This window comes from Corallococcus sp. AB038B (genome assembly GCF_003668955.1).
Lineage (GTDB): Bacteria > Myxococcota > Myxococcia > Myxococcales > Myxococcaceae > Corallococcus > Corallococcus exiguus.
Map to the genome: position 1 here is coordinate 1 of NZ_RAWO01000024.1, position 21,983 is coordinate 21,983.

Consider the following 21,983-nt stretch of genomic DNA (forward strand, 5'->3'; position numbering starts at 1 on the left):
TCCGTTTCGGCCGGAGCACACGCACTCGCGGCCGTTTGCTCCCCGCCATGGCGATTCATGCTCGCACAGCAGCGCTTATGCATCCTTTGGATGCATCAGAATCGTTAATTTTTTCTCATCCCCTCAGCCCTTTCCGCCGTCCTTGAGGTTCAGCAGGTCGACGGCGGCGGAGAGGCGCTCGCGGTCCTTGAGGAACTCCGCGTCCTTCTGGAGTTGTTTGTACTGGCTCGTGGTGACCTTGGGCAGGTCGCCGTCGATGCGCTGCTGGAAGATGGGCTCCGTGGGGCGGTCCTTGTGGAAGAAGGTCTGGTCCACGGACTCGGCGCGGTGGGTGCCGGGACGGACGTTGAAGCGCGTGTCCACGAGGATGTCCGGGTTGCCGGAAATGGCCTTGTCCGCGGGAATCATGGCCGTGTTGGCGCCGTGCGAGGCCGAGGCCAGGTTCTGCGCCGACTGCGTCTTCTTGCCGCCTTCGCCATGGCCCATGCCGTGGAGGATTTCGTAGGGGGTGTCCCCGTCGGCGGTGCCCAGGTTCTTCTGGTACTTCGTGGAGCTGGGCTCGCCCTGGGTCATGCCCTTGAAGACGTTGGTGTGCTCGCCCTTGTCGCGGTCCGGCACCGCGGTGAGGACCTGCTGGGGCCCGAGCCCTCGCCGCTCCACGGAGCCTTCGTAGAAGAGGCCCTTCTTGTCCTTCGCCTGACTGCCGACGTGGGCCAGCAGGTTGAGTCCGTCCTGCGGTGTGTCCTGAGTGGTGCGCAGGGACGACATGTCGCCGGTGCGGGCGGAGTGGGTGTCCTGCAGGCCCACCGCGTTCTGCTGCTTGTACAACTCGGCGGCCGAGGGGGGCGTTTCGCCCGTGGCCGCGGCCCGCTTGGGCCGCTTCGACGCGCCCGCGTCGAACGTATCCGCATCATCCCGGGGGCGCTTCGTCGAGGAGGAAGCAGAGGCCTGCGTCTGGGGCGGAAGCGACGGGCTGCGCGTCGGCGTAGCACTGCCACTGGCAGGACTGGAGCTCCTACTGGGGCTGGGGCTGGGGCTGGAGAAAGAAGTCGGCCGCAGTTTGCTGGGCATGGGGGGCTCCATCAACAGACAGGGGAAGCGTCATGCCGACTGTGGCTGTCGTGACCCACGCAATGCAAGTCCATGACTCCCCTTGCGTTGGCCAACGACAAACATCCAATCGCGATGGTTTCCATTTCAGGGCCGTCAGGGAGCGGGCGCCGCGGACTCGTTCACGAACACGTCGTGGAAGTACGCGTTCGCATACCCCAGGGGCGCCGGGGTGCCGCTGGCGCAGGTGGGCAGGTCATGGGTCACCACCAGTGCCTTGCTCGAGCTGCCGGGTGCGTGCGTGTCCGTCACGGTGTAGGCGCCGTATACCTCCGGTTGCGTGTCGCGCTGGAACACGAAGCGGTGATTCGCCACGTCCCACTGGAGCCGCAGCACTGCCTGCTCGCCCTGGTGGACCAGGCCCAGGTCCGCCGTGAAGAGCCGCGCGCGGGTCGAGCACGAGGCGTCCGTGCACCGCTCGATGACAGCCTCCACCCGCAGCGACTGGGAGCCGACGGGGTCCGTGGACCGGGAGACCATGCGGAGGGAAGCGGTGACGTCGTCCTGCAGGCTCCTTCCCACCGCGCCCCGGGTGTTGAAGAAGTGGCCCGTGAGCTCGGCGGCGCTCTGGGCCGCCGGAGCTCCCGCCGGGGCCGTGCACCCGGTGCTCCTGGCATTGTTCAGGCGCACCTTCGCCGCGATGGCCGTCACCGCCGGGGACTGGGAGAAGCGCAGGCCGTAGCGGCCCATCCCCGTGTCCGAACGGCTCATCAACCGCAGGCGGGTGAAGGCCAGCTCCCGGAGGGAGTCCAGCCGCGTTCCGGTCTGCTCATCCACCCACCGGGCCGGGTCGATGCCGCGGATCTTCGTCGCGCGTGGAGGGTTGGACTTCATCGGGTTGAAGTTGTCGTAGGGCACCATCGGTTCGACCGCCTGGGCCGTGCCCCCCAGCACCAGTGCAAGCACCGCGCACTTCAGGTTCATCGTGCTCATGGCGACTCCATTTCCTTCACGTTGAAGTAGTGCCGCACGCGGGCGTTGTCGCCCGTGGCCGTGTCGTGTCCTTCGGTCTCCACGGTGATGCCGCTCTCGTAGCCGTCCATGAAGCTCCCCAGGAGTTCCACCCCGGCGAGCCAGTCAATGGCCGTCAACTCGCCCTTCACCCGGCGGAGCACGCCGCTGTTCGCGAAGAAGGTGAGGTGAGCGTCCTTGTCGTCCGCATCCAGGATGGCGCTGCTCTCAGGCGTGGAGTCGTAGTGGTCGTTCGGGCCGGAGTCCGACTCCCAGATGGCCGACGTCATGTTCACCGCCCCCGAGAAACCGACCGGCAGGTCCGGGAGGAGGCTGTCGGCGCCCGTGTGCACTCGCCAGTTCGGGTAGATGGTCTGGTCCTCGATGATGTTCAGGAAGGTGTTCAGCTTCGTGAAGCCATTGGCGGTCATCAGCACACGCGGCGAGAACCAGTCCGCGCAGCATCCGCTCGCGGTCTCCAGGTCGGTGACCTGCTTCACTGCGTACTCGACCCGGTGCTTCTTCATCGGGTTGTACTTCACGACGTCCTTCACCCGCGCCAGCTGCACGGTGACATCCACCATGGCGTGATCCGACAGGCATTGCTGGACGAGGTTTCCCTCGGAGTCCTCGCTGCCGGAGGTGGGATCGAAGTGCGGGTTGACGCTCGCCGTGGTGCCGTTGAGCAACGCGAACGCGGGGAAGTCCAAGGTGTCCTGGGCCGGGAACACCAGGACGTAGTCGAGGCGCTTCTTGGCATCCAGCTCGTTCACCACGTTGTCGGTGCAGACGCTGGACAGCCACGTTCCGCCCGCCATCGGGTTCGGACCGGAGACCACCCGGGCCAGGTCCCGCATCTCGGAGAACTGGGTGTTGGCCTTGTCGAACTCGCTCAGCGTGCTGATGTCCAGGAGGCCAGGGCCCACCATGTCGGCGTACTGGTTGAAGGCGACGTTGGTCTGCACGCCCTTGGGCCCCACGGTGTTCAGGTCCCCCAGCAGGAAGGCGGGGCGGTCCAGGCCGCTCGGCCAGGTGCCCTGGGGAAAGGCGTCATGGACGTCAAAACCAAAGACGGGGTCGGTCAGGGGTCCGCCCTGGCGCACCTGCTGGACGTAGGCCTTGATGTTGGAGAACTGGTTCTCGCGCGCGGTGGTGTCGGGCCCCGCCGTGTTTTCTCCCGCGTTGACATGGGTGCAGAACACGTCCACGAACTCGGCGTAGTCGGTCCCCGCGGCGAGAGTGGGGGTGTCGTGCTCATCGACGAAGACAGGGGCGGTCGCGGCGGGCGTGGCGATGCGCGCCCAGAGCACGCCCTTGGCCTGGGCGCAGTCTTCGTCAGTGCACATGCCGAAGGGGAAGTGGTGCACCCCACCCTCGAGGATCTGCCGCGAGGACAGCAACACCAGTCCCGTGCTGAACAGGGACGGCTGGAGGATGTTGTCATTCAGCTCGGTGACGGCCTGCATGGGCGGCAACAGCGCGCCCGCGCGCAGCGCGTTGACCTTCTCGATGAGCTCGCCGCGCTCATGCGCCATCCAGATTTCGGAGATGCAGGCGACCTCCTTGCGGAAGATCCGCTGGGCGACGGTATCGATTTCCCCCGAGCCGCCATCGTCGACCCAGGCGGTCACATCCGGCATCTGCCCCACGTTCCACATGGTGAAGCTGAGCGGAATCGGTGTCGGGTTCGTGAACTCGAGCGTTTCCCAGTTGCCCGTCAGGGTGCCGCCGGACGACAGGCCCGCTCGGTTGGGGAACCGGCCGCCACCCACGGTCTGCGCGGAGGTCGTCGGGACGGGAATGTGTTCGATGCCGAGTCCCAGCTTGCGCACCGTGGCCAGGAGCGGCTCGCTCGCGCCTCCGACGGGGAGGCCTGGCGCCAGTTTGATCTCGAACTCGATGTGGACGTGGGCCGGGTCCGAGGCCGGGCTCGCCACCACCACGGTGGTGTCCCAGGCCTCGGTGGGGGCCGCGAGCGCGCCCCAGCCATTCGTGCCGCCGAGGTTGCCCTTGCTCTGGACGGTATCCGCGTAGCCCTTGACGGTGGAGTAGCTCAACGTGATGCGCCGGTCCTCGTCACGAGGCACGTGCGCGCCGGAGGCCAGTTGGAGGGTTTCGCCGCGCTTCGCATCGAACCAGACGCTGACGGTGCCCTCCAGGCCCACGAAGTTCCCGCTGGCATTCCTGGGCTTGGGCAGGCGCATGCCGATGAACAGGGATTGCACGTGGCAGGGATTCTGGGGCTTCCCCACGTTGCACTCGTCCGCCGTGTAGCTGGCGTTGTCGGAGACGGAGAGGAACAGGTCTCCGTTGGGCCCCCCGTTCACGTAGTCCTGCAGTGGGAACTTCTTGCCGTCGGCGTACTCCAGGGGGGAAACCACGCCGTCCGCCGTGGGCTGGGTGCACGGAGTCGCGGGGCTGCAGTGGACCCCCGCGTCCTGGGGGAGAAGCTTCGTGACGTGAGGCGCCGCCAGGGCCCCCGTGGGGATGAGGCTGGCGAGGGCCAACAAGAGTGGAACGCGTTGCATGATGCCTCCGGGTCGAACAGCCGGAATGCACCGCGCATGCCGTCTGGCTCCCCCCTGGGAGGCAGTGAAGACGACGGCAAGGATTGCCGTGGTCGTGCAGGAGTTGCCTGCGGGCCTTGCTTCCCCCGGCTGTCCCGGGCCCCGAGGGAGGGCACTTCCGGGGGAGCGGGCCTTGGTACACGTGTTGCTTTGGGGTGGACCTGCTTCCAAGCAAAGGACCCCCGCCCCCATGATGAAGCTCCGCACCCTGCTGCTGTTGTTGCCCAGTCTCCTGTGGGGACAGCTCGCGCTCGCCCAGGCACCGGCTGTCACGACCTATTACGAACCCATGGAGGGAGGCGCCATCCGCTATCTCACCATGGCGTCCCCTTCCCTCGGCGGGTCGGGCCCCAGCCACCAGGTGTCACTCGCGCTGGCGTTGCGCAACAACGAGGCGACGTCCGTCACGTTGACCCAGATCCTGATCGACTTTCCCGGCACGACTGTGCTGACGGGCATGTCCACCAGCCTCGTCGTGCCCGCGAACGCGGTCCGCAATTGGTCGTTCAGCGCCGCCCAGAACATCATCCTGCCGAACCCGGCGCCGAACAGCATCCGCATGCGGCTCTTCTTCACGGGCTATGCGACCCCGGTGACGGAGACGTTCACGCTCGCCGCCTACCAGGCGCCCACGCCGTCCGGCAGCAACCGCTTCTGGGGCCGTGTGGGCGACCTGCGCCCCCACGAATACTGGCAGGGCATGGGCGCGGTGCACGGCGCGAGCGTCCAGGGCTGCCAGCTCTTCGCTTATGACGTGGGTGTCTATGGTTGGACGGGCTCCGGCTGGTCCGACGTGCTTCCGGGCACCGACGGTTCGCAGAACGAGCACTACCGGCAGTGGGGCAAGCCCATCTACGCGGTCACCGGGGGCACGGTGACGGACTTCGTCAACACCGACGCGACCAACTTCCCGGTGGGCTCCGTCAACCCGGCGTCGCACGGCGGCGGCAACAGCTTCACCATCGACAACGGCACGTATCTGGTCGGGTACGCCCACATGCAGGCCGGCACGCTCAACCCCAGCCTGCTGACCGTGGGCGCGGTGGTCCATGAGGGTGACTTCCTGGGCCTCCTGGGCAACTCGGGCAGCTCCTCGAAGCCGCACCTCCACATCGGGGCGATCAAGTCGGACTCGTCGTCGACGCTGTGGTCCCCCCAGTGCGGAGGCCCGCTGCGCCCCGTCCCGCTCAACAGCGCGTACGCCATCGACCAGGCGGTGCTGACGCCCTGGTTCGGGTTGGAGCAGCTCGCGCCCTGGTCCCCGATGAACGGCGTGGGCATTCCCAGCGGAGCGGCGCCCAATCACATCAACTCGCTCCTCTGGCCCGCGGCGAGCCCGCCGGTGGTGCTGAGCAACTCCGTGGTCAACGACTTCGCGCTGGGCTCCAATGGCCAGCTGTGGACCGTGGGCAGCAGCACGGGCGCGGTCCTCACCACCCACGACCGCCTGAGTGTCCCCTACAACACCGGCGTCTACCTGGACGTGAACCCGGGCGGCAGCGCGAAGGCCATCGCCGTCACCGCCACGATTCCGTATGTGATTGGGATGAACGACTTCGTCTACCGTGGCACCAGCTCGGGGTGGATCCAGACGTCGCAGACGGCCAAGCGCCTCACGGTGGATGAGTCCACCGGCAAGGTCTGGGTCATTGGCCTGGACGACAAGGTCTACTCCTTCAACCCCACCACCCTCGTGTGGAGCGCGCAGACGCCGACTGCTTCGACGGGCAAGGACATCGCGGTCGCGCAGGGCATCCCCTACATCATCGGCATGGATGACCGCGTCTGGAAGCACAACGGCTCCTCCTTCGTGCAGCTGCCCGCCACCACGACGCTGAAGCGGCTGGCGGTGGACGGCGCCACCGGCATGCTGTGGGGCATCGGGGCCAATGACGGCCTCTGGTTCTCCACGAGCGGCAGCACCTGGGCCGAGCACCCGGGCGGCATCCGCGCTTATGACCTCACCCTGTTCCAGGGCACCCCGTACGTGCGCGGCCTGGACAACGGTGTCTGGAAGAAGGAGGCCTTCGGCTCCTCCCGCGTCAACGTCGTCCAGCCCTGAGCGTCCCGGCACGGCCATGCGTGGACGGACCGCACCTGCGCGTCTTCGAGGTGCGGTTCGGCGGAGCGGCCGCGGCGGGCATCACCTCCGCCACTGAGGACTCACGTCCGGGCCCGCACGAAGTCCACGAAGGCCTTGAGCACGGGTGGCAGATGCCTGCGGCTCGGGTAGTAGAGGAAGAAGCCAGGGTAGGACGGGCACCAGTCCTCCAGCACGCGAACCAGCCGCCGCTGCCGGAGCAGTGACTCCACCTGCGACTCGAAGACATACGCCAGCCCCAGTCCCGCGAGCGCGGCTTCGAGGATCTCCACCTGGTCGCTCAGCGTCAGCGAGCCTCGCGTCTCCACCTCCAGGGCCTTGCCGTCTCGCTCCAGCTCCCATGCGTAGCGTGAGCCGTTGGAGAATCGGAACTGGATGCAGTCATGCGCGGCCAGGTCCCCGGGCGTCTTCGGCGGAGGATGCTTCGCGAAGTACGCGGGCGTGGCGACGATGGCCGAACGCAGCCGGGGGCCCAGCGGAATCGCCACCATGTCCGCGGCCACGCGTTCGTGGAAGCGCACGCCCGCGTCGAAGCCCTCCTTCACGATGTCCACGAACGCGGCGCCGTCGACGAGCTCCACCTCGATGCCGGGATGCGCCTCCAGGAACGGGCCCAGCACCGGCAGCAGGGCCAACCGGATCGCCACCCGGGCCGCGCTGATGCGCAGCTTCCCCACGGGGGCCTCACGGAACGTGTTCAGATCATCGAGCGCGTCGTCGATGTCCCGGAACGCGGGCCGCAGCCGCTCGGCGAGCCGCTCGCCCGCCGCGGTGAGCGCCACGCTCCGGGTGGTGCGGTGCACCAACCTCAGGCCCAGCTTCTCCTCCAGCCCCCTCAAGCTGTGGCTCAGCGCGGACGGCGTCACTCCCAGGGCCCCCGCAGCTCGGCGGAAGTTCAGATGCCGGGCGATCTCCAGGAACACCGTCAGCTCGCGGACGTCGGCCTGCATGGGGGCTGCCTTTCTGCTGTTGAGCCGGACTCAACGGTCTTGTGTTCTGCGTGCGCATTCTCTCATGGATGGTCCAGGTCTATCTCTTCGCTCGTAACCCCTGACGAGGAGCACGCACATGAAGACCTGGCTCATCACTGGCGCATCCCGCGGTTTCGGAGTCCTCATCGCCCAGGCCGCGCTCGACGCGGGCGACCGTGTCATCGCCACCGCGCGCAACCCCAAGAGCATTCCCCTGGCGGCCCACCCGAGGCTGGTGGTCGCGAAGCTGGACGTCACCGACGAGGCCGAGGCCCAGCGCGTCGTGGCGGAGGCGGGCCGCATCGACGTGCTCGTGAACAACGCGGGCTTCGGACTGCTCGGCGGCGTGGAGGAGTCGAGCGCCGCCGAAATCGAGAAGCTCTACCGCACCAACGTCTTCGGCCTGCTCGCCGTCACCCGCGCGGTGCTGCCCGTCATGCGGCAGCAGCGCTCCGGACACGTCATCAACCTGTCCTCCATTGGCGGCTACCGCTCGTCCTCGGGCTGGGGCGTGTACTGCTCCACGAAGTTCGCCGTGGAGGGCCTGAGCGAGGCGCTCCACGATGAGCTGGCCCTGCTGGGCATCCACGTCACGGTGGTGGAACCCGGCTACTTCCGCACCGACTTCCTGGACGCGGCGTCACTCACCCGCGCGGAGCGGATCATCCCCGACTACGCGCAGACGTCCGGCGCGATGCGGTCTCGCGCGGTCGAGCTCAACCACCAGCAGCCCGGCGACCCGGCGAAGCTCGCGACCGCGATGATGGAACTGGTGAAGCTGGAGCAGCCTCCGCTGCGGCTGGCCCTGGGCAGCGACACGGTGAAGGCCCTGGAGGAGAAGAACGCCTTCGTCGCCCGCGAGCTGGAGGCCCATCGCGCCCTCTCGCTCTCCACGGATTTCACCTGAGCCCTGCTTCTGTTTCCCGGGAGCTGAGGGAACGGGCGGGGTGGGAACGTTGGGTGGGTGCCCTTCTCTTGCAAGGTCTCCCATGACAACCCCTCTCCGAATGCTGTTGACCCTCCTGGTGCTCCAGCTCCTTCCCGGCTGCGAGGACACGCCCCCACGCCCCTCCTTCGACGCGGGGGCCCCGGACGCCGGCCCCTTTGTCTGGGACGGCACGTACACCGAACTGGAGGAGCACGGAGACTGGGTGGACCGGGGCCCCTTCGCGCCGTGCGGCTTCGATTCGCGGGACGCGTCCAGCAGCGCCTGCGAGGAGCTGTCCCGCTTCGATGTCTCGGATTGCGCCCCGGCGGCGCTCGCCGGGATTCCCCAGGAGGGCATCTATCTGGCCAACACCCGGGACGAGCGACGCCTGGAGGACGGGGGCACCCTCATCAGCACCGGCCCTGTCGGCTTCCAGCTCCGGAGTGACGGAGGCCCGAGCACGTTGTTCGACGAGCCGCTCCGCTTTCGGGACACGCAGGACGGGCGCTTCTCCCTCATCGGGACCAACACGCGCCTGAGCCTCACCATGACCCTGGTGGGCTGTCAGACGCCCGCGACGAACGTCATCACCGGCTGCTTCGCCTCCTGTCGCCGGGGGAAGGTGTCGCAGCAGGGCACCTTCGAGGCCCACCGCGTCGCCACCTGGGCGGGCGAGCCCGAATCCTCCGGAGGGCTGACGCTGCTCTCGGAACGCCACGTCGCGCAGGGGCAGCCCGTGGATGTCTATGTCACCCTGGACCACGCCTACGTCGTCTCACTGCCCTACCAGGGCCGAGACGGAGGGCTCACCGTCTTCGACGTGCGCGACCCGAAGAATCCCATCCTCACGGCCTCCATCAGCCTGCCCGGGGACAACTTCTGGAATGGCGTCTGGGCCTGGGGAAATGCCCTCTACGTGGCCAGCAGCAGCAGGGGCGTCCTTGTCTACGACCTCTCCCATCCCGCGCTGCCTGTCTTTGTGCGAAGCCTGCCGACGGGAGCCTTTGGCGCCCACACGGTGCTCGTTGACGGCGGTCGGCTCTACGCCATGGTCCCCAACACCGGCACCTACGTCTACGACGTGTCCCAGCCGCTGGCTCCCGTGCTGCGCGCCCTCGTCACCATCCCTGGGGACTTCGACTCCGGGGGGCCGCATGACGCGTTCGTGTATGAGAACCGCCTGTACATCAGCAACGCCTTTGGCGGCTACGGCGTGATGGATGTCACCGACCTGGATGACGTGCGCTACCTGGGCCTGTACCCGCGCCCGGATTTCGGCTTCGCGCACCACAGCGCGGTGGGGACCTTCGCCAACCGCACCCTCGCCTTCGAAGGGGGCGAGTTCCACAGCTCCCACCTGCGCGTGCTCGACGTCACCGACCCGGCCCGCATCGTGAAGCTGGGCGAGTTCCGGATGCGGCCCGTCACGTCCATCCACAACCTCATCCTGCGCGGCACCCGGCTCTACGTGGCCTGGTACCACGAGGGCCTGCGGGTGCTGGACGTGTCCAATCCCACGCGGCCCACGCAGGTGGCGCATTACAACACCTTCCGCGAGAGCGACCCCTCCCGGGGCGACAGCCTCTTCGAGGGCGTCTACGGCGTCCGCGTCCCTGGCGACGGTCACGTGTACGTCGTGGACTCGTCGCGGGGACTGCTCGTCTTCAACGAACTGTGAGGGCTGGCAGCCGCGGCCGCACCCTGTCCTCCCCCGGGGCTTGCGTGCATAGGGGATGACTATCGATCCATTGGCGCCGGGCTCTCACGGTGGAGGGAAGCGACGTCTATATGTGTCCACGTCGCCGTCGCGTTGACGCACCTGTGCGCCACCCGACTCCCCCTGGACCCTGGAGCCTTCCATGTATGCCTTTCTGAATCCGTACCGAATCGCCTTCCTCGCGCTGGCCACCTCCCTGATGGGATGGGGCTGCGCGTCTTCCTCCAAGAGCACGACGGGTGAGTCCATGACGACGACGCAATCGCAGAAGGCAGAGGATGTGCACGTGGGCCTGCTGGTGCGCCTGGAGGCGAAGCCGGGCAAGGAAGGCGACGTGCAGAAGTTCCTGGAGGGGGGCCTGCCCTTGGTCCACGAGGAACCGGCGACGGCGCAGTGGTTCGCGCTGCGCTTCGGTCCGACCTCGTTCGGCATCTTCGACACCTTCGCCGACGATGTGGGCCGCAAGGCGCACCTGGGCGGCAAGGTGGCCGCGGCGCTGATGGCGCAGGCGCCGGAGCTCCTGTCCACGGCCCCGTCCATCGAATCCGTGGAGCTGCTCGCCGTCAAGGCGCCGGGCACTCCGGATGTGACCGACTCGAAGGCGCTGGTCGTCATCCTGGAGGCGAAGCCGGGCAAGGAAGGCGACGTGCGGAAGTTCCTGGAAGGCGGGCTGCCCATCGTGCGCGACGAGCCGGCCACTCTGCACTGGTACGCGATTCGCCTGTCGCCGACCACGTTCGGCATCGTGGACACGTTTCCTGACGAGGCGGGCCGTCAGGCGCACCTGGGCGGCAAGGTGGCCGCGGCGCTGATGGCGCAGGCGCCGGAGCTGCTCGCGAAGCCGCCAGTCATCGAGCAGGTGGACGTGCTCGCCGTGAAGCGCTGAACGTCACCGCTTCATCCGGGTTCCGGGCGCGGGGCGCACCTCACGGGGTGGGCCTCGCGCCGTCTGCTTTCAGGCGCCGGGACGTGGCCGGCCCGCGCTCTCCAGGAGGGTGCGCCAGAAGAGCTTCGCGGCCGGTGGCGCGGTGCGGTCCCCCGAGCGCAGCAGGGACACGGTGCGCTGGAGCGACGGTTCGACGAGGGGCCGCGCGGTGGTGGCGCCCGGCATCAGCGAGTGCTCGGGCATGAAGGCGAAGCCTACGCCCGCGGCGACCAGGCTCTGGACCCATTCCTCACGTTCGGTGCGATAGCTGGCGTACAGCTCCACCTTTCGAGACGTGCACAGCGCCCCGACCTGTTCGCGCATCTCGCAGGAGAGCCGGTCGATGTAGGGCTCGTCGGACAATTCCGCCAGCCGCACGGTGTCCTGCGCCGCCAGGCGATGTCCGGGGGGAAGCACGACCAGGTAGCGCTCATCATAGACTGGGGTGACGACGCACCAGTCGGGCGTGGGCGCCGCGGCGTGGGTGATGACGAGGTCCACCTCCGCTTCCTCCAGTTGCCGCAGCACCTTGTCGCGCGTGCCGACCTGAAGTTCTACCTCCACTCCGGGCGCCACGGCGCGGAACGCCGCCAGGTAGCCGGACAGACGTGCGGGACCGATGGTGCACAGCACCCCGATGCGCAGGGGCACCTGCTTCAGGCGGCGGTGGTTCTCCGCGATGAGCGCCACGCTCCGGCTCTCATCATCGATGCGCTGGAGCCGGGGCAACACCAACCGGCCCAGGGGTGTGAGCTTCGCGCCACTCCGGTCTCGCAGGAGCAGCAGTCCGCCCAGCTCCGCCTCCAGCTTCTTGATGGCGGCGGTCAGCGTGGGCTGCGACACGTGGCAGCGCTCCGCGGCACGCGTGAAGCTGTGCGTCTCCGACACCGCCAGGAAGTACCGGACCTGATGCATCTCCATGCGACGCAGGCTCGCCCGTTGTCGGTGGACAGGCAACCCACGCGGGCTTCCAGTGGCTGGGCGGCGAGGATGCGCAGGCGATGGCGCACCAGCCGCGGTGGCTGCACGACCTGCAGCGCACCGCGCCCGAGCCGCACCCGGTGGTGGCCCACGACGGCGCGTCGATGCAGGACTACCAGCGCTGTGGGCTCATCGTGTGGACGGACTGCTCTGACCCATTGGCTTGGGTTACGTAGTGGAGCTGTCGCGCCCACTCGCTGGGCCGCACCAGCAACCCACCCAAGCAAGGGGCCCCCTCCCCGCCCCTTCCGTCTCGCCGTGGGCCCTTCCTGGAATCAACGAAGGGCCTGACCGCTCCCCGCGGCAGCGGTCCCTGGTGACACGCGGACGTTCTCCGACGGCTCAGCCCCCGTGCACCCCGCGCGCTGTCGTCCCTCGCGCGGACGCCACCGACGCCAGCAGCTCCGGCCCGGGCCAGGCGTTGCTCGGCCGTCCTTCCACCAGGAAGTCCACCGCGGGCGACAGCACCTCCGGCGCATAGAGGATGCGGAAGTGCCCCAGTCCTTCCGTGCGCGTGAGCTTCGCGCCCGGCCACGCGCGCGCCACCGCTTCGCCTGCTTTCAGCGGCACCTCGCGGTCCCCCACGTCGTGGAAGATGCGCAACGGCACGTCCAGCCCTGGCGCGAAGGCAGGCAGCGCCAGGTCCGCCAGCCGCATGTCGAAGCGATCCTCGATTCGCGCCGCCATCCGCCGCCACATGGCCTCCGACAGGCCCACCGTGTCCGCGAAAGCCCTGATGCCCGCCAGCGGATCCGCGGGCGGCGAGATGAAGACCGCGCGCTCCACCTTCATCCCGTCCCGCAGCGCCACCGCCGTGGCCGCCGCGCCGAACGAGTGCGCCACCACCGCGTAGGGCCCGCCCGTCGCCTGCCCCACCGCCGCCACCATTCCCGCCAACTCCGGCAGTGAGCTGGTGCGCCCGGAGGACGCCCCGTGCCCCGGCGCGTCGTACGTCACCACCGAGAAGCCCGCGTCCACCAGGGGCTGCACGAAGGCCGTGAGCTGTCCGCCGTAGCCGCTCCACCCGTGCACCAGCAGCACCCGGGGACCCTCGCCCCAGCTCCACACCGCCACCTTCTCGCCCTCCACCCTCAACACCCGGGGCTGCCCACGCGCCAGCACCGCCTCCGCCGTGCGCGAGCGCCGCGGCCGCTGGGGCGTCAGGAACAGCCGCTCCGACCACGCCGCCGCCACCCCAGGCGCCACCGCCCCCAGACTCCGCGCCGCCGCCCTCACACCCCACAGCGCCAGTTTCGTCCGAACGTTCGTGCTATTTTCCGCCATGATGAGGTCCTCCTCGAAGGACACTGCGACGACAGGGTCAGGAAGTCGGGGTGCGCGCGGCGGTGACGAGCGCTTCGAAAGCCCGGCGGGCTCGCGCCTCGGCCTGGGGGTCCCGCATCAAGCGCTGCGCGTGGTGGAAGCCCAGCATCGCCGCGTACTGGTCATGGGCGAACTGCTCCACGTCCAGCGCCTTGTGGAAGTGCCCTTCCGCCACGGCGATGCGCGCGGCCTGGGCCAGGCAGTCCAGCCAGTCCCGCTGCCCCTGCACCAGCGTGTCCCTCGCGGGCCCGGGCGCGTCGTCCAGCTCCGCCGCCGCCGCCACGAAGATGCAGCCGCCCTCGAGCACCTTGTCCCGATCCCACGTGAGCCAGCCGTCGAAGAGCGCCCGCACCCGGGGCTCGCCGCGGGCCTTGCCCAGCGCCGGGCGGATGACGCGCTCGGTGAAGACGACGGTGGCCGCCTCCAGGACCTGGACCTGCAGCTCCGTCTTGGACTTGAAGTGCGCGAACAGGCCGCTCTTGGAGAGGCCCAGCTCCTCCGCCAGCCCCCCGATGCTCAGCCCCTGCAGCCCCACCCGGCTCGCCAGCCGGACGGCCGTCTCCAGGATGGTCTGATGGGTGAGCTCGCCCTTGCGCATGACCTCTTCATAGAACGGTCGTGCTTTTCGTGCAACCGCATCGTCGGTGAGGCCTTGGCTTGCGCCTCAAAGCATTTCCCTGACGCGTTCAGCGCGGCTCATGACGTGTCAGGGGGCGTCCCCGTTTCATGGCTCCAGAGGGGAACGGGGCTGGCACGTGCCTTGGATTCAGTGGGGTTCGCCTCCCGTTTCCATCCGCCAGGAGTTCCACCCCATGAAGCACCTTGCCTTCCTCTTCTTCTTCACCGCGACCGCACATGCCGCGGCGCCGTTGGGCACCGACAAGGAGCGGGACAGCTACGCACTGGGCCAGGACGTCGCGGAGTCCATCAAGCGCACCGACGCGGACCTGGACATCAACGCGTTGGTGCAGGGCATCCGGGACAACCTGGAGGGGAAGCCCTCGTTGCTGAGCGGACCGGAGCTCACCCAGGCGCGGACGCGGGCGCAGGGCACGATGCTCCAGAACCGCACGGCGAAGCGCGCGGCGGACTCGGCGAAGTACGGTGCGGCGGGCCAGTCCTTCCTGGCGACGAACAAGGCCCAGAAGGGCGTGGTCACCACCGCGAGCGGGCTCCAGTACCAGGCGCTGACGGCCACCACTGGCCCGAAGCCCGGCCCCGCGAACCGCGTGGTGATTGACTACAAGGGCACCGTGGTCGGCGGGACGGGCACGGAGTTCGACAGCTCCGCCGCTCAGGGGAAGCCAGCGGTCGTGGGCGTCAGCGATGGCATCGCGGGTTGGAAGGAAGCCCTCCAGCTCATGACGATTGGCAGCACGTATCGCTTCGCGCTCCCGCCGCAGTTGGCCTACGGCGCGCAGGGGCTGCCCGGCAAGGTTCCTCCGAACGCGACGGTCGTCTACGAAATCACCCTGCGCGAGGTCGCGAAGTGAGCGCCCCGAAGCTGCACGTGGGGTTCTGCGCCGCACTCCTCTTGATGGGTTCAACGGCCGCCGCGCAGACGCTCGACTGCCAGACCTCGCAGGAGCGCTTTCCCGCCGCGGGCCTGACGCCCAACCCGAAGGTCGTGGCGATGGTGCCCGCTGACAAGCTGGCCGCGGGCTACGTCCGGGTGGGCGGCGGGTGTGAGGTGTCGCGCTTCGGCTTGGAGTCCGTGCACGCCGCGGTGATGGTGCAGAACGCACCGGACGGGACTTCCGGCTGGCGGTGCAAGGGCGCGGACCCCGCGTTCGTCTCCAACCCGGCCTGGGCGAAGGCGTCCGTCACGTACTGCCGGGCCACCGACGCAGGGGGCACCCCGCTGCCGCTCCAGTGCACGACGCTCACGAAGAAGACGGGCCTGCTCCGCAACCCCACCGTCGAGGTGAGCCTCACCCCCAACCTCGTCACCGACGGGTACGTGGTGGTCTCCGGCGGCTGTGACACGTCCCACTTCGGCAATGGCTCCGTGCACGCGGAGAACGTGGTCATCTCCCGGCCCACGCCCGGCGGTCAGGGCTGGTATTGCCAGGCGGCGGATCCGCCGAACCACGGGCAGGACGCCACGGTGGAGGCCTCGCTCGTCGCGTGCCGCGTGGGCCCGACGGCCGTCACGCCGAAGCCCAACCTCCAGTGCACGGTGACGCAGGGCGCGCAGGGCACGGGGGCCTATCCGAAGTCGTTCGCGAAGGGGACGGGCCGGACGCTGGGAGGCGGCTGCGAGCTGTCCTTCGCGGGCAATGGCTCCGTCCACGCGGAGTTCATGGTGCAGCAGGGGCCGCAGGCGGATGGCTCGTGGGCCTGCCTCGCCGCGGATCCTCCGCTCATCTCCAACCCCGGAACCGCGAAGGCCAGCGTCGTGAGCTGCAACCTCACCACCACTCCCCTGCCCCCGCCGGTCGTCGTGCCCGCGACGCGGAAGAACCCGGTCATCATCGTGGGCGGCACGGTGGCGAGTGAGATCCTGTACTGGATCCTGGCCGGGCGGCTCCGGGCGGACGGCTACTACGTGGAGATTTTCGAGCTGCCCGGGGGCGGACTCATCGACATCCGCGAGGGCGCGCAGGTCCTCAAGAATCGCGTTTCGGAGGTGCTGCTGAAGACCGGCGCGGAGAAGGTCAACCTCATCGGGCACAGCCAGGGCGGCATCACGGCCCGGACCTACGTGCATGACTTCGGCTGGCGACTGGTGGACAACCTCATCAGCCTGGGCTCGCCCCACAAGGGCACCCACGTGGACCCGCTGTTGGCCGCGCTGCTGGTGGGGTGCACCGGCAAGCCCACGGACAGCCCCATCTGCACCCAACTGCGCGCGGGCCCCTTCCTGGAAGAGATCAACCAGCGGGTCCCGGACGACGGCATCGCCTACACGAACCTCAACAACCTGAAGCAGTTCGATGTCTTCACGGACGGGCTGACCAACGGGCGCATGGACAACTGCGACCGCACGAACGCGCAAGGACAGGCGCTCAAGTGCAACGTGGTCGTCCAGGAGCAGTGCCCGGCAATCTTCGTGGAGCACATTGGCCTGGCGTCGAGCGGGGCCGTCTACAGTGGCATCCGTCAGGCGCTGGCGAAGCAGCCCATTCAATTCAACTGCGCGGAACTCTAGACCCAAGGCCCTGAACATGAATCCCAAGCATTGGCTTTCCCGGCTGTTCCTCGCGGTGCTGGCGGTCCCGGGCCTCGCGTCCGCGGCGGCTCCGACGTACCAGACCCAGAACATCGAAGGCTGGACGGTGAACATCGACACGCGTCTGCCGGCGACGAACAAGGCCGCGACGGACAAGGCCGTCGGCCTGCTGACGTCGCAATTGAAGGACATCGTCCGGGGAGTCCCGGCGGGGCCCGTGGCGGAGCTGCGCAAGGTGGCGCTGTGGTTGTCGCCGCAGTACGCCGGCCAGCCACCCAGGGCCGAGTTCCACCCCAGTCCCACCTGGCTGAGCCAGAACGGCCGCAACCCGGCCATGGCCCTGGGCGTCGAGATCTCCAACGTCTTCGTCTATGAGGCGGAGACGCAGCGGATGCCCCTGTTCGTGCTGCACGAGCTGGCGCACGCCTACCAGCACCGGGTCCTGGGCGACGGGAACGCGGACATCCTGGCCGCCTTCAACCGGGCCACCGCGAGCAAGACCTATGAGCGCGTGGAGCGCGTCAACGGCCCCGGCCTGCCCGTGACGTACGAGCGCGCCTACGGCATGAACAACGCGGCGGAGTTCTTCGCGGAGACGAGCGAGGCGTTCTTCGGCCGCAACGACTTCCAGCCGTACACGCGCGACGAGCTGGCGAAGCATGATCCGGCCACGCTCGCGATGCTCCACAAGGTGTGGCAGGTGCCGCAGACCCAGCCAGCGCCCCCGGCCCCCACGACGACGGCGGGCTTCGACACCCGCTGCTTCTACCGGCTGACGACCCAGTGGCAGGGGGACGGGATGTCGTTGGACATCGTCAACGACGGCAAGAACACCACGCCCATCCTCGCGAAGTCGGGCAATTTCGCCGGGCAGCTGTGGAAGCTGATGCCGGAGGCCGGCGGCGCGTACCGGCTGGTGACCCAGTGGCGCGGCAATGGCCTGTCCCTGGCCAATACCGCGGGCAACCGGCCGCTGCTCGTCAACACGGCCGTCGCGGCGGAGCAGCTGTGGAAGGTGACGCCGGAGCTCAACGGCACCTTCCGGCTGACCAACGTGGCCCAGGCGGAGAGCCTGTCGCTGGACATCCTGAACGACGGCAAGGCCAACACCACGCCCATCCTCGCGAAGAAGGCCCTGGTGTCCGGACAGCTGTGGAAGGTGGCTCCCGTGAGCCCATGCCCTTGAGGGACGGCGGCCTTTGACGCGGCGTTCGCGCTCAGCGCGGGCCCATGGCTTCGCCTGTCCCGACGCCCAGCTCGGGACAGGCCCCGGGGAGGACCTCGTCCTTGACCGGACGGAACATGCCCTTGTCGAGGATGAAGTCCCGCAGGACGCAGGCCTCGGTCCCGCTTTCGGAGCCGCCCATCCAGATGGCTCGCATCCATTGGCTGTCCGGGCGGAATGCCAATTGGAGCTGCCGGTAGTCCTCGCCACTGGCCGGCAGGGGCAGGACGTGGCCGGTCCTCGCGTCGATGACGAAGCCGAAGATGCACTCGGTGCCACAGCCACTGATCATCACCGCGTACCGGCCGCCAAATTTCACCCCGTTGGCGGCCGCCTGACGGAGGCGGGTGCGGTACATCTTCAGCTCCGCGTTGCCTCCGGCCAGGTCGGGCTTCGCGAGCGGCCCGGTGTAGACCTGCGCGGGATGCGCTTGGAAGGCGGCGGGAGGGAGGACCGCGACCGGCGGCTCGGAGTCCCCGGCCTCCTCGGCAGCCGGCGGCGCAACCACCGCCTTCGCGGTGGGCCCAGGCGGCGGGGGTACGGACTTCTCACTGCACGTTGCCAATCCCAGCAGGACCGCGAACCTCAGGACCTTCACTTTCGCTCCCCGTTCGTGCTCGCTCGCCATGGTTTCCGGCGTCATGGGCCTTCGGGCAATCCTCTACCCCGCTGTTTCGCGGTGCAAAGGTTCATTGCCCTCAGGGACCGCGTCAGACCAAGGTTGGATAAAGGAAACCCATGACCCCTTCATCCTGGCGCTTTGCTTGTGTTCTTGGATTGCTGACGTTGGTCGCCTGTTCCGATGGGACACCGGATGGAGGCGACCCCGTGGATGGGGGACTTGTTTCCGACGGCGGCAGCGGTGATGCGGGAAGCCATGGGGATGGGGGCAGCAGCGGCGATGGGGGCAGCAGCGGCGATGGAGGAAGCCTCGGGGACAACGCCACGGTGGCCGGCGCGACAAGTCTGCCCTTTCCGACGCTGCACCACCTGACCGTGGAGTGGGCGTTCAGCGGAGATGCCAACGCCAATGGCGTGGTGACGGTCCGCTACCGGGCCTCGGGCACCAGCGCCTGGCGCGAAGCGCTGGCGCTGCGCCGCGTGGCCGCGGGCAGCAACGAGGGCTTCAGCTGGACGGGCCGCCATTCCGGCAGCGTGTTCGACCTCCAGCCGGGGACGACCTACGAGTTGGAGCTCACCCTCACGGACCCCGATGGCGGGTCGACCACTCGCACCGCGACCGCCACCACCCGCCCGGTGCCGGTCGCCATGGCAGGCGCCCCCGTCAAGGCAGTGACACCCGGCACGTTCGCCAGCGTCGCCGCGAGCGCGCAGCCGGGGGATGTCCTCCAGTTGGGCGCGGGAACCTACGCTGGCTTTGATTGGTCCCGGAGCGGCACGGAAGGAAAGCCCATCGTGCTCCGGGGGACGACCGGGGTGGTGATCAACGGCGCCATCAACCTCTTCGCCCAGTCCCACGTCCACATGGAAGGACTCACCGTCAACGGCCGCATCCGCTTCAACGGCTCGAAGCACATCGCCATCCAGCGTTGCGCCATCAACGCCAGCAGCGCCCATGGAGGCGACGGCATCGTGACCTTCACCCGCGCGGAGAACGCATACATCGCGGACAACGTGGTGACGGGCCTGACGCAGTGGGCGGAGGCGTCGCTCGGCGCCAGCGGAGACAACCTGGGTGAAGGCATCGCCGTCAACGGGCCGGGGCACGTCATCCTGCACAACCGCGTGACGGGGTTCCGGGACGGCATCTCCCTCATGGAGGACGAGGAGGCCGTGGATCAGTTCAGCATCGACATCCTGAACAACGACCTGACCGGCAACGCGGATGACGGCATCGAGGCGGACTTCTGCTTCCACAACTGCCGCATCGTCCGCAACCGACTGACGAACAACTTCATCGCGGTGTCGTCGCAACCGGGGTTGGGTGGGCCCACGTACTTCGTCCGCAATGCCATCTACAACGCGGTGCACGTGGCCTTCAAACTCTACCGGGGCAGCACGGGCGACGTGCTCCTGCACAACACGGTGGTCAAGCACGGAGATGCGTTCGGCATCTACGCGGGCCGTCCGGTGGCGCACCTCTACGCGCGCAACAACCTCTTCCTGGGAGGGACCGGCGGCACGTTCAATGGCTACAGCAGCGGCACCGGCCGGGTGTTGCACGTCCCCGACCTGGAGGTCGCCAGTTCGAGCCTCGACTACGACGGTGTGGGCTCCACCACGGACACCGTCACGGGCCGCCTGGGCGCCACCTCGTTCACCAGCCTCCAGACCCTGCGGACCGGAACGAGCGAACAACATGCCGTGCAGGTGGACCTCACGGCGTTCGCGACCTCGGTGGCGTATCCCGCCGCCCCGCTGACGCTCTATGCGAAGCCGGACCTGCGCATCCGGGCGGATTCGGCCGCGGCGAACGCGGGCCAGGCCCTGCCGAACATCAACGAGGGTTTCACCGGCCCGGCGCCGGACCTGGGCGCCTTCGAGGCGGGAGCGGACCTGCCCGTCTACGGCCCGCGCTAGCACGTCAGCAGCTCCAACGCGGCGGTGGTCAACACGGTGGCGCCGGTGCGCAGCGTGCGCTCGCGGTCCGGTGCGGGGCTCTTGGGCAGGCTGGACTCCAATAGCTTGCTCGCCATTCCCCCCCACGGCGGACAGCAGCGGGTTGACCGTGCCTCTGCCTGGGTGCGCCAGCAGGAGTGCCCAACGCATGGGGCTGGCGACGCGAAACGGGCTTCTTAGTTTTGAGCCAGGAGCGCGCTGGCCGTTGATGACCACGTGTAGATGACATGGCACTTGAACGCTACGCCGCTGCTGTCCTGGCGGATGGACCGATTGGCTACTGGCGCCTGGGAGAGGCCCCTGGAGCGATGACGGCAGTCGATGCCTCGGGGCACGGCAACCATGGAGAATACTCCGCCGGTGGAATCACCCTTGGGTTGAGTGGCTTCAAGGGCGGGGACACGGCGGCGCTGTTCGATGGCCTGACGGGACGAATCGTTGTTCCCAACAGCAAGGCCCTCAATCCCCACCAGCTCACCCTGGAGGCCAAGATCAACTGGTCCGGGCCCAATCCCGGGCCCGTCCGGTACACCCAGCGCATCCTCGAGAAATCGAGCTACGAGCAGCGCGCTGACTACGCCCTGACCATCGACGGAGGAGATGGACATGTGGTCGTCGAGCTCCGGGTGAGGACGGCACTCAATGGCCTCGACATCAACGTGTCCGCCAGGAGCCGCAGCGAGGTCCCGCAGGGCGTGGAAACCCACATCGTGGCGACCTTCGATGGGCAGGAGATCCGGATCTATTTCAACGGCATGTTGGAGGGCCAGACGGACCTGGGAGCCAATGCAGGCGACCTCCTGCTCAAGTTCCCCTCCCCACCGCCTCCTTCGCTGGATGGCTACCTCGGGATTGGCAACCAGACCTATCCCTCCCGCCCCCGGCCGTTTCATGGACTCATCGACGAGGTTGCGCTCTTTGCCACCGCGCTTTCCGCCGAGCGGGTCCTGGCCCACTACCAGGCGCAGTTCGCGGAACGGGTGACGTTCCAGTACGCGGTGAAGTTCGTTTGCGGAGAATCCCCCGGACGGATCGTGGCGCCTGGGACCTACTTCACCGCGATCAACGTGCACAACCCGACCTACAAGGAGATTGGCTTTCGCGTGAAGGTTGCCATTGGGATGCCTGGCTTGAAACCCGGCCCTGTCTCCGCGTTCGTTGGTGCCAGCCTCGGCCCGGATGAAGCGCTGGAGATCGACTGCTCGGACATCTTCAAGATCTCCGGGGTCGATGCCCGCTTTCTCAAGGGGTTTGTTGTGATTGAAACCGAGGGCACCGAACTTGATGTGGTCGCCGTGTATTCGGCGGCGGGCCGGGACGGACCGATCTCGACGATGCATACCGAGCGTGTCCCACCCCGACGCCGGGAAGAGAGGGTCGGCAAGGCCTGAGTGGATTTCGAGATCGACGATTGGGGCCTTGCCTCGGAACG

Annotated in this window: 17 protein-coding genes and 1 pseudogene; 10 read left to right on the forward strand and 8 right to left on the reverse strand. The window is 68.2% G+C overall.

Features of this window, described 5'->3' with window-relative positions; translation table 11 throughout:
* Positions 1-123: 123 nt before the first annotated feature.
* The 3 genes from D7Y04_RS41975 to D7Y04_RS41985 all read right to left on the reverse strand — a co-directional run bounded on the left by D7Y04_RS41975 (position 124) and on the right by D7Y04_RS41985 (position 4,589).
* Positions 124-1,071, reverse strand: a complete 948-nt coding sequence (locus D7Y04_RS41975) for a hypothetical protein (RefSeq protein WP_121763004.1) — start codon at positions 1,069-1,071, stop codon at positions 124-126.
* 135 nt (positions 1,072-1,206) lie between these two features.
* The gene (locus D7Y04_RS41980) at positions 1,207-2,043 is read right to left on the reverse strand and encodes a hypothetical protein (RefSeq protein ID WP_120596727.1); all 837 of its coding nucleotides are present in this window, start codon (positions 2,041-2,043) and stop codon (positions 1,207-1,209) included.
* Entirely contained in the window at positions 2,040-4,589 is a 2,550-nt protein-coding gene (locus D7Y04_RS41985) for a hypothetical protein (protein WP_147454606.1), read from the reverse strand. The genes D7Y04_RS41980 and D7Y04_RS41985 overlap by 4 nt, the downstream gene beginning before the upstream one ends.
* A gap of 229 nt (positions 4,590-4,818) precedes the next feature.
* On the opposite strand from D7Y04_RS41985, the gene D7Y04_RS41990 reads away from it, so the two are divergent.
* Entirely contained in the window at positions 4,819-6,690 is a 1,872-nt protein-coding gene (locus D7Y04_RS41990) for a M23 family metallopeptidase (RefSeq protein ID WP_158620702.1), read from the forward strand.
* Between the two features lie 101 nt (positions 6,691-6,791).
* On the opposite strand, the gene D7Y04_RS41995 is transcribed toward D7Y04_RS41990, so the two are convergent.
* Entirely contained in the window at positions 6,792-7,679 is an 888-nt protein-coding gene (locus tag D7Y04_RS41995; protein WP_120596724.1) for a LysR family transcriptional regulator, read from the reverse strand.
* Positions 7,680-7,797: 118 nt separating this feature from the next.
* On the opposite strand from D7Y04_RS41995, the gene D7Y04_RS42000 reads away from it, so the two are divergent.
* The 4 genes and pseudogenes from D7Y04_RS42000 to D7Y04_RS46880 all read left to right on the forward strand — a co-directional run bounded on the left by D7Y04_RS42000 (position 7,798) and on the right by D7Y04_RS46880 (position 11,231).
* Positions 7,798-8,607, forward strand: coding sequence for an oxidoreductase (locus D7Y04_RS42000; protein WP_121763006.1), 810 nt, complete (start codon positions 7,798-7,800; stop codon positions 8,605-8,607).
* Between the two features lie 82 nt (positions 8,608-8,689).
* Positions 8,690-10,306: an LVIVD repeat-containing protein gene (locus tag D7Y04_RS42005; RefSeq protein ID WP_121763007.1), complete on the forward strand. Its 1,617-nt coding sequence runs from the start codon at positions 8,690-8,692 to the stop codon at positions 10,304-10,306.
* Between the two features lie 286 nt (positions 10,307-10,592).
* Positions 10,593-10,919, forward strand: a pseudogene (locus D7Y04_RS46875) (putative quinol monooxygenase); the annotation flags it as partial.
* A 12-nt stretch (positions 10,920-10,931) separates the two neighbouring features.
* Complete coding sequence (locus tag D7Y04_RS46880; RefSeq protein ID WP_120600228.1) at positions 10,932-11,231, forward strand: putative quinol monooxygenase; 300 nt, start codon at positions 10,932-10,934, stop codon at positions 11,229-11,231.
* Between the two features lie 69 nt (positions 11,232-11,300).
* On the opposite strand, the gene D7Y04_RS42020 is transcribed toward D7Y04_RS46880, so the two are convergent.
* The 3 genes from D7Y04_RS42020 to D7Y04_RS42030 all read right to left on the reverse strand — a co-directional run bounded on the left by D7Y04_RS42020 (position 11,301) and on the right by D7Y04_RS42030 (position 14,172).
* Positions 11,301-12,191 (reverse strand): LysR family transcriptional regulator, encoded by an 891-nt coding sequence (locus tag D7Y04_RS42020; protein WP_120600226.1) that lies wholly within the window; start codon positions 12,189-12,191, stop codon positions 11,301-11,303.
* A gap of 402 nt (positions 12,192-12,593) precedes the next feature.
* Complete coding sequence (locus D7Y04_RS42025) at positions 12,594-13,535, reverse strand: alpha/beta hydrolase (RefSeq protein WP_121763018.1); 942 nt, start codon at positions 13,533-13,535, stop codon at positions 12,594-12,596.
* 37 nt (positions 13,536-13,572) lie between these two features.
* A complete protein-coding gene (locus tag D7Y04_RS42030) occupies positions 13,573-14,172 on the reverse strand; it encodes a TetR/AcrR family transcriptional regulator (RefSeq protein ID WP_121763008.1) in 600 nt (199 codons plus the stop codon).
* A 214-nt stretch (positions 14,173-14,386) separates the two neighbouring features.
* Here D7Y04_RS42030 and D7Y04_RS42035 point away from each other — a divergent pair, with 214 nt between their 5' ends.
* Genes D7Y04_RS42035 through D7Y04_RS42045 form a run of 3 tightly spaced genes read left to right on the forward strand, consistent with a single transcriptional unit; the run spans position 14,387 to position 17,932 of the window.
* Positions 14,387-15,067 (forward strand): FKBP-type peptidyl-prolyl cis-trans isomerase N-terminal domain-containing protein, encoded by a 681-nt coding sequence (locus tag D7Y04_RS42035; RefSeq protein ID WP_158627688.1) that lies wholly within the window; start codon positions 14,387-14,389, stop codon positions 15,065-15,067.
* On the forward strand, positions 15,064-16,725 hold the full coding sequence (locus tag D7Y04_RS42040; RefSeq protein WP_121763010.1) for an alpha/beta fold hydrolase: 1,662 nt from the start codon (positions 15,064-15,066) through the stop codon (positions 16,723-16,725). The genes D7Y04_RS42035 and D7Y04_RS42040 overlap by 4 nt, the downstream gene beginning before the upstream one ends.
* A 16-nt stretch (positions 16,726-16,741) precedes the next feature.
* Positions 16,742-17,932 carry an RICIN domain-containing protein gene (locus D7Y04_RS42045; protein ID WP_121763011.1) on the forward strand — a complete coding sequence of 397 codons (1,191 nt, stop codon included), beginning with the start codon at positions 16,742-16,744 and terminating at the stop codon, positions 17,930-17,932.
* Between the two features lie 31 nt (positions 17,933-17,963).
* Here the strand turns inward: D7Y04_RS42045 and D7Y04_RS42050 are convergent, their stop codons facing one another.
* The gene (locus D7Y04_RS42050) at positions 17,964-18,614 is read right to left on the reverse strand and encodes a hypothetical protein (protein WP_120599445.1); all 651 of its coding nucleotides are present in this window, start codon (positions 18,612-18,614) and stop codon (positions 17,964-17,966) included.
* 185 nt (positions 18,615-18,799) lie between these two features.
* Here D7Y04_RS42050 and D7Y04_RS42055 point away from each other — a divergent pair, with 185 nt between their 5' ends.
* A complete protein-coding gene (locus D7Y04_RS42055; protein WP_121763012.1) occupies positions 18,800-20,512 on the forward strand; it encodes a right-handed parallel beta-helix repeat-containing protein in 1,713 nt (570 codons plus the stop codon).
* Between the two features lie 266 nt (positions 20,513-20,778).
* Positions 20,779-21,942, forward strand: a complete 1,164-nt coding sequence (locus D7Y04_RS42060) for a LamG domain-containing protein (RefSeq protein WP_121763013.1) — start codon at positions 20,779-20,781, stop codon at positions 21,940-21,942.
* Positions 21,943-21,983: the final 41 nt, after the last annotated feature.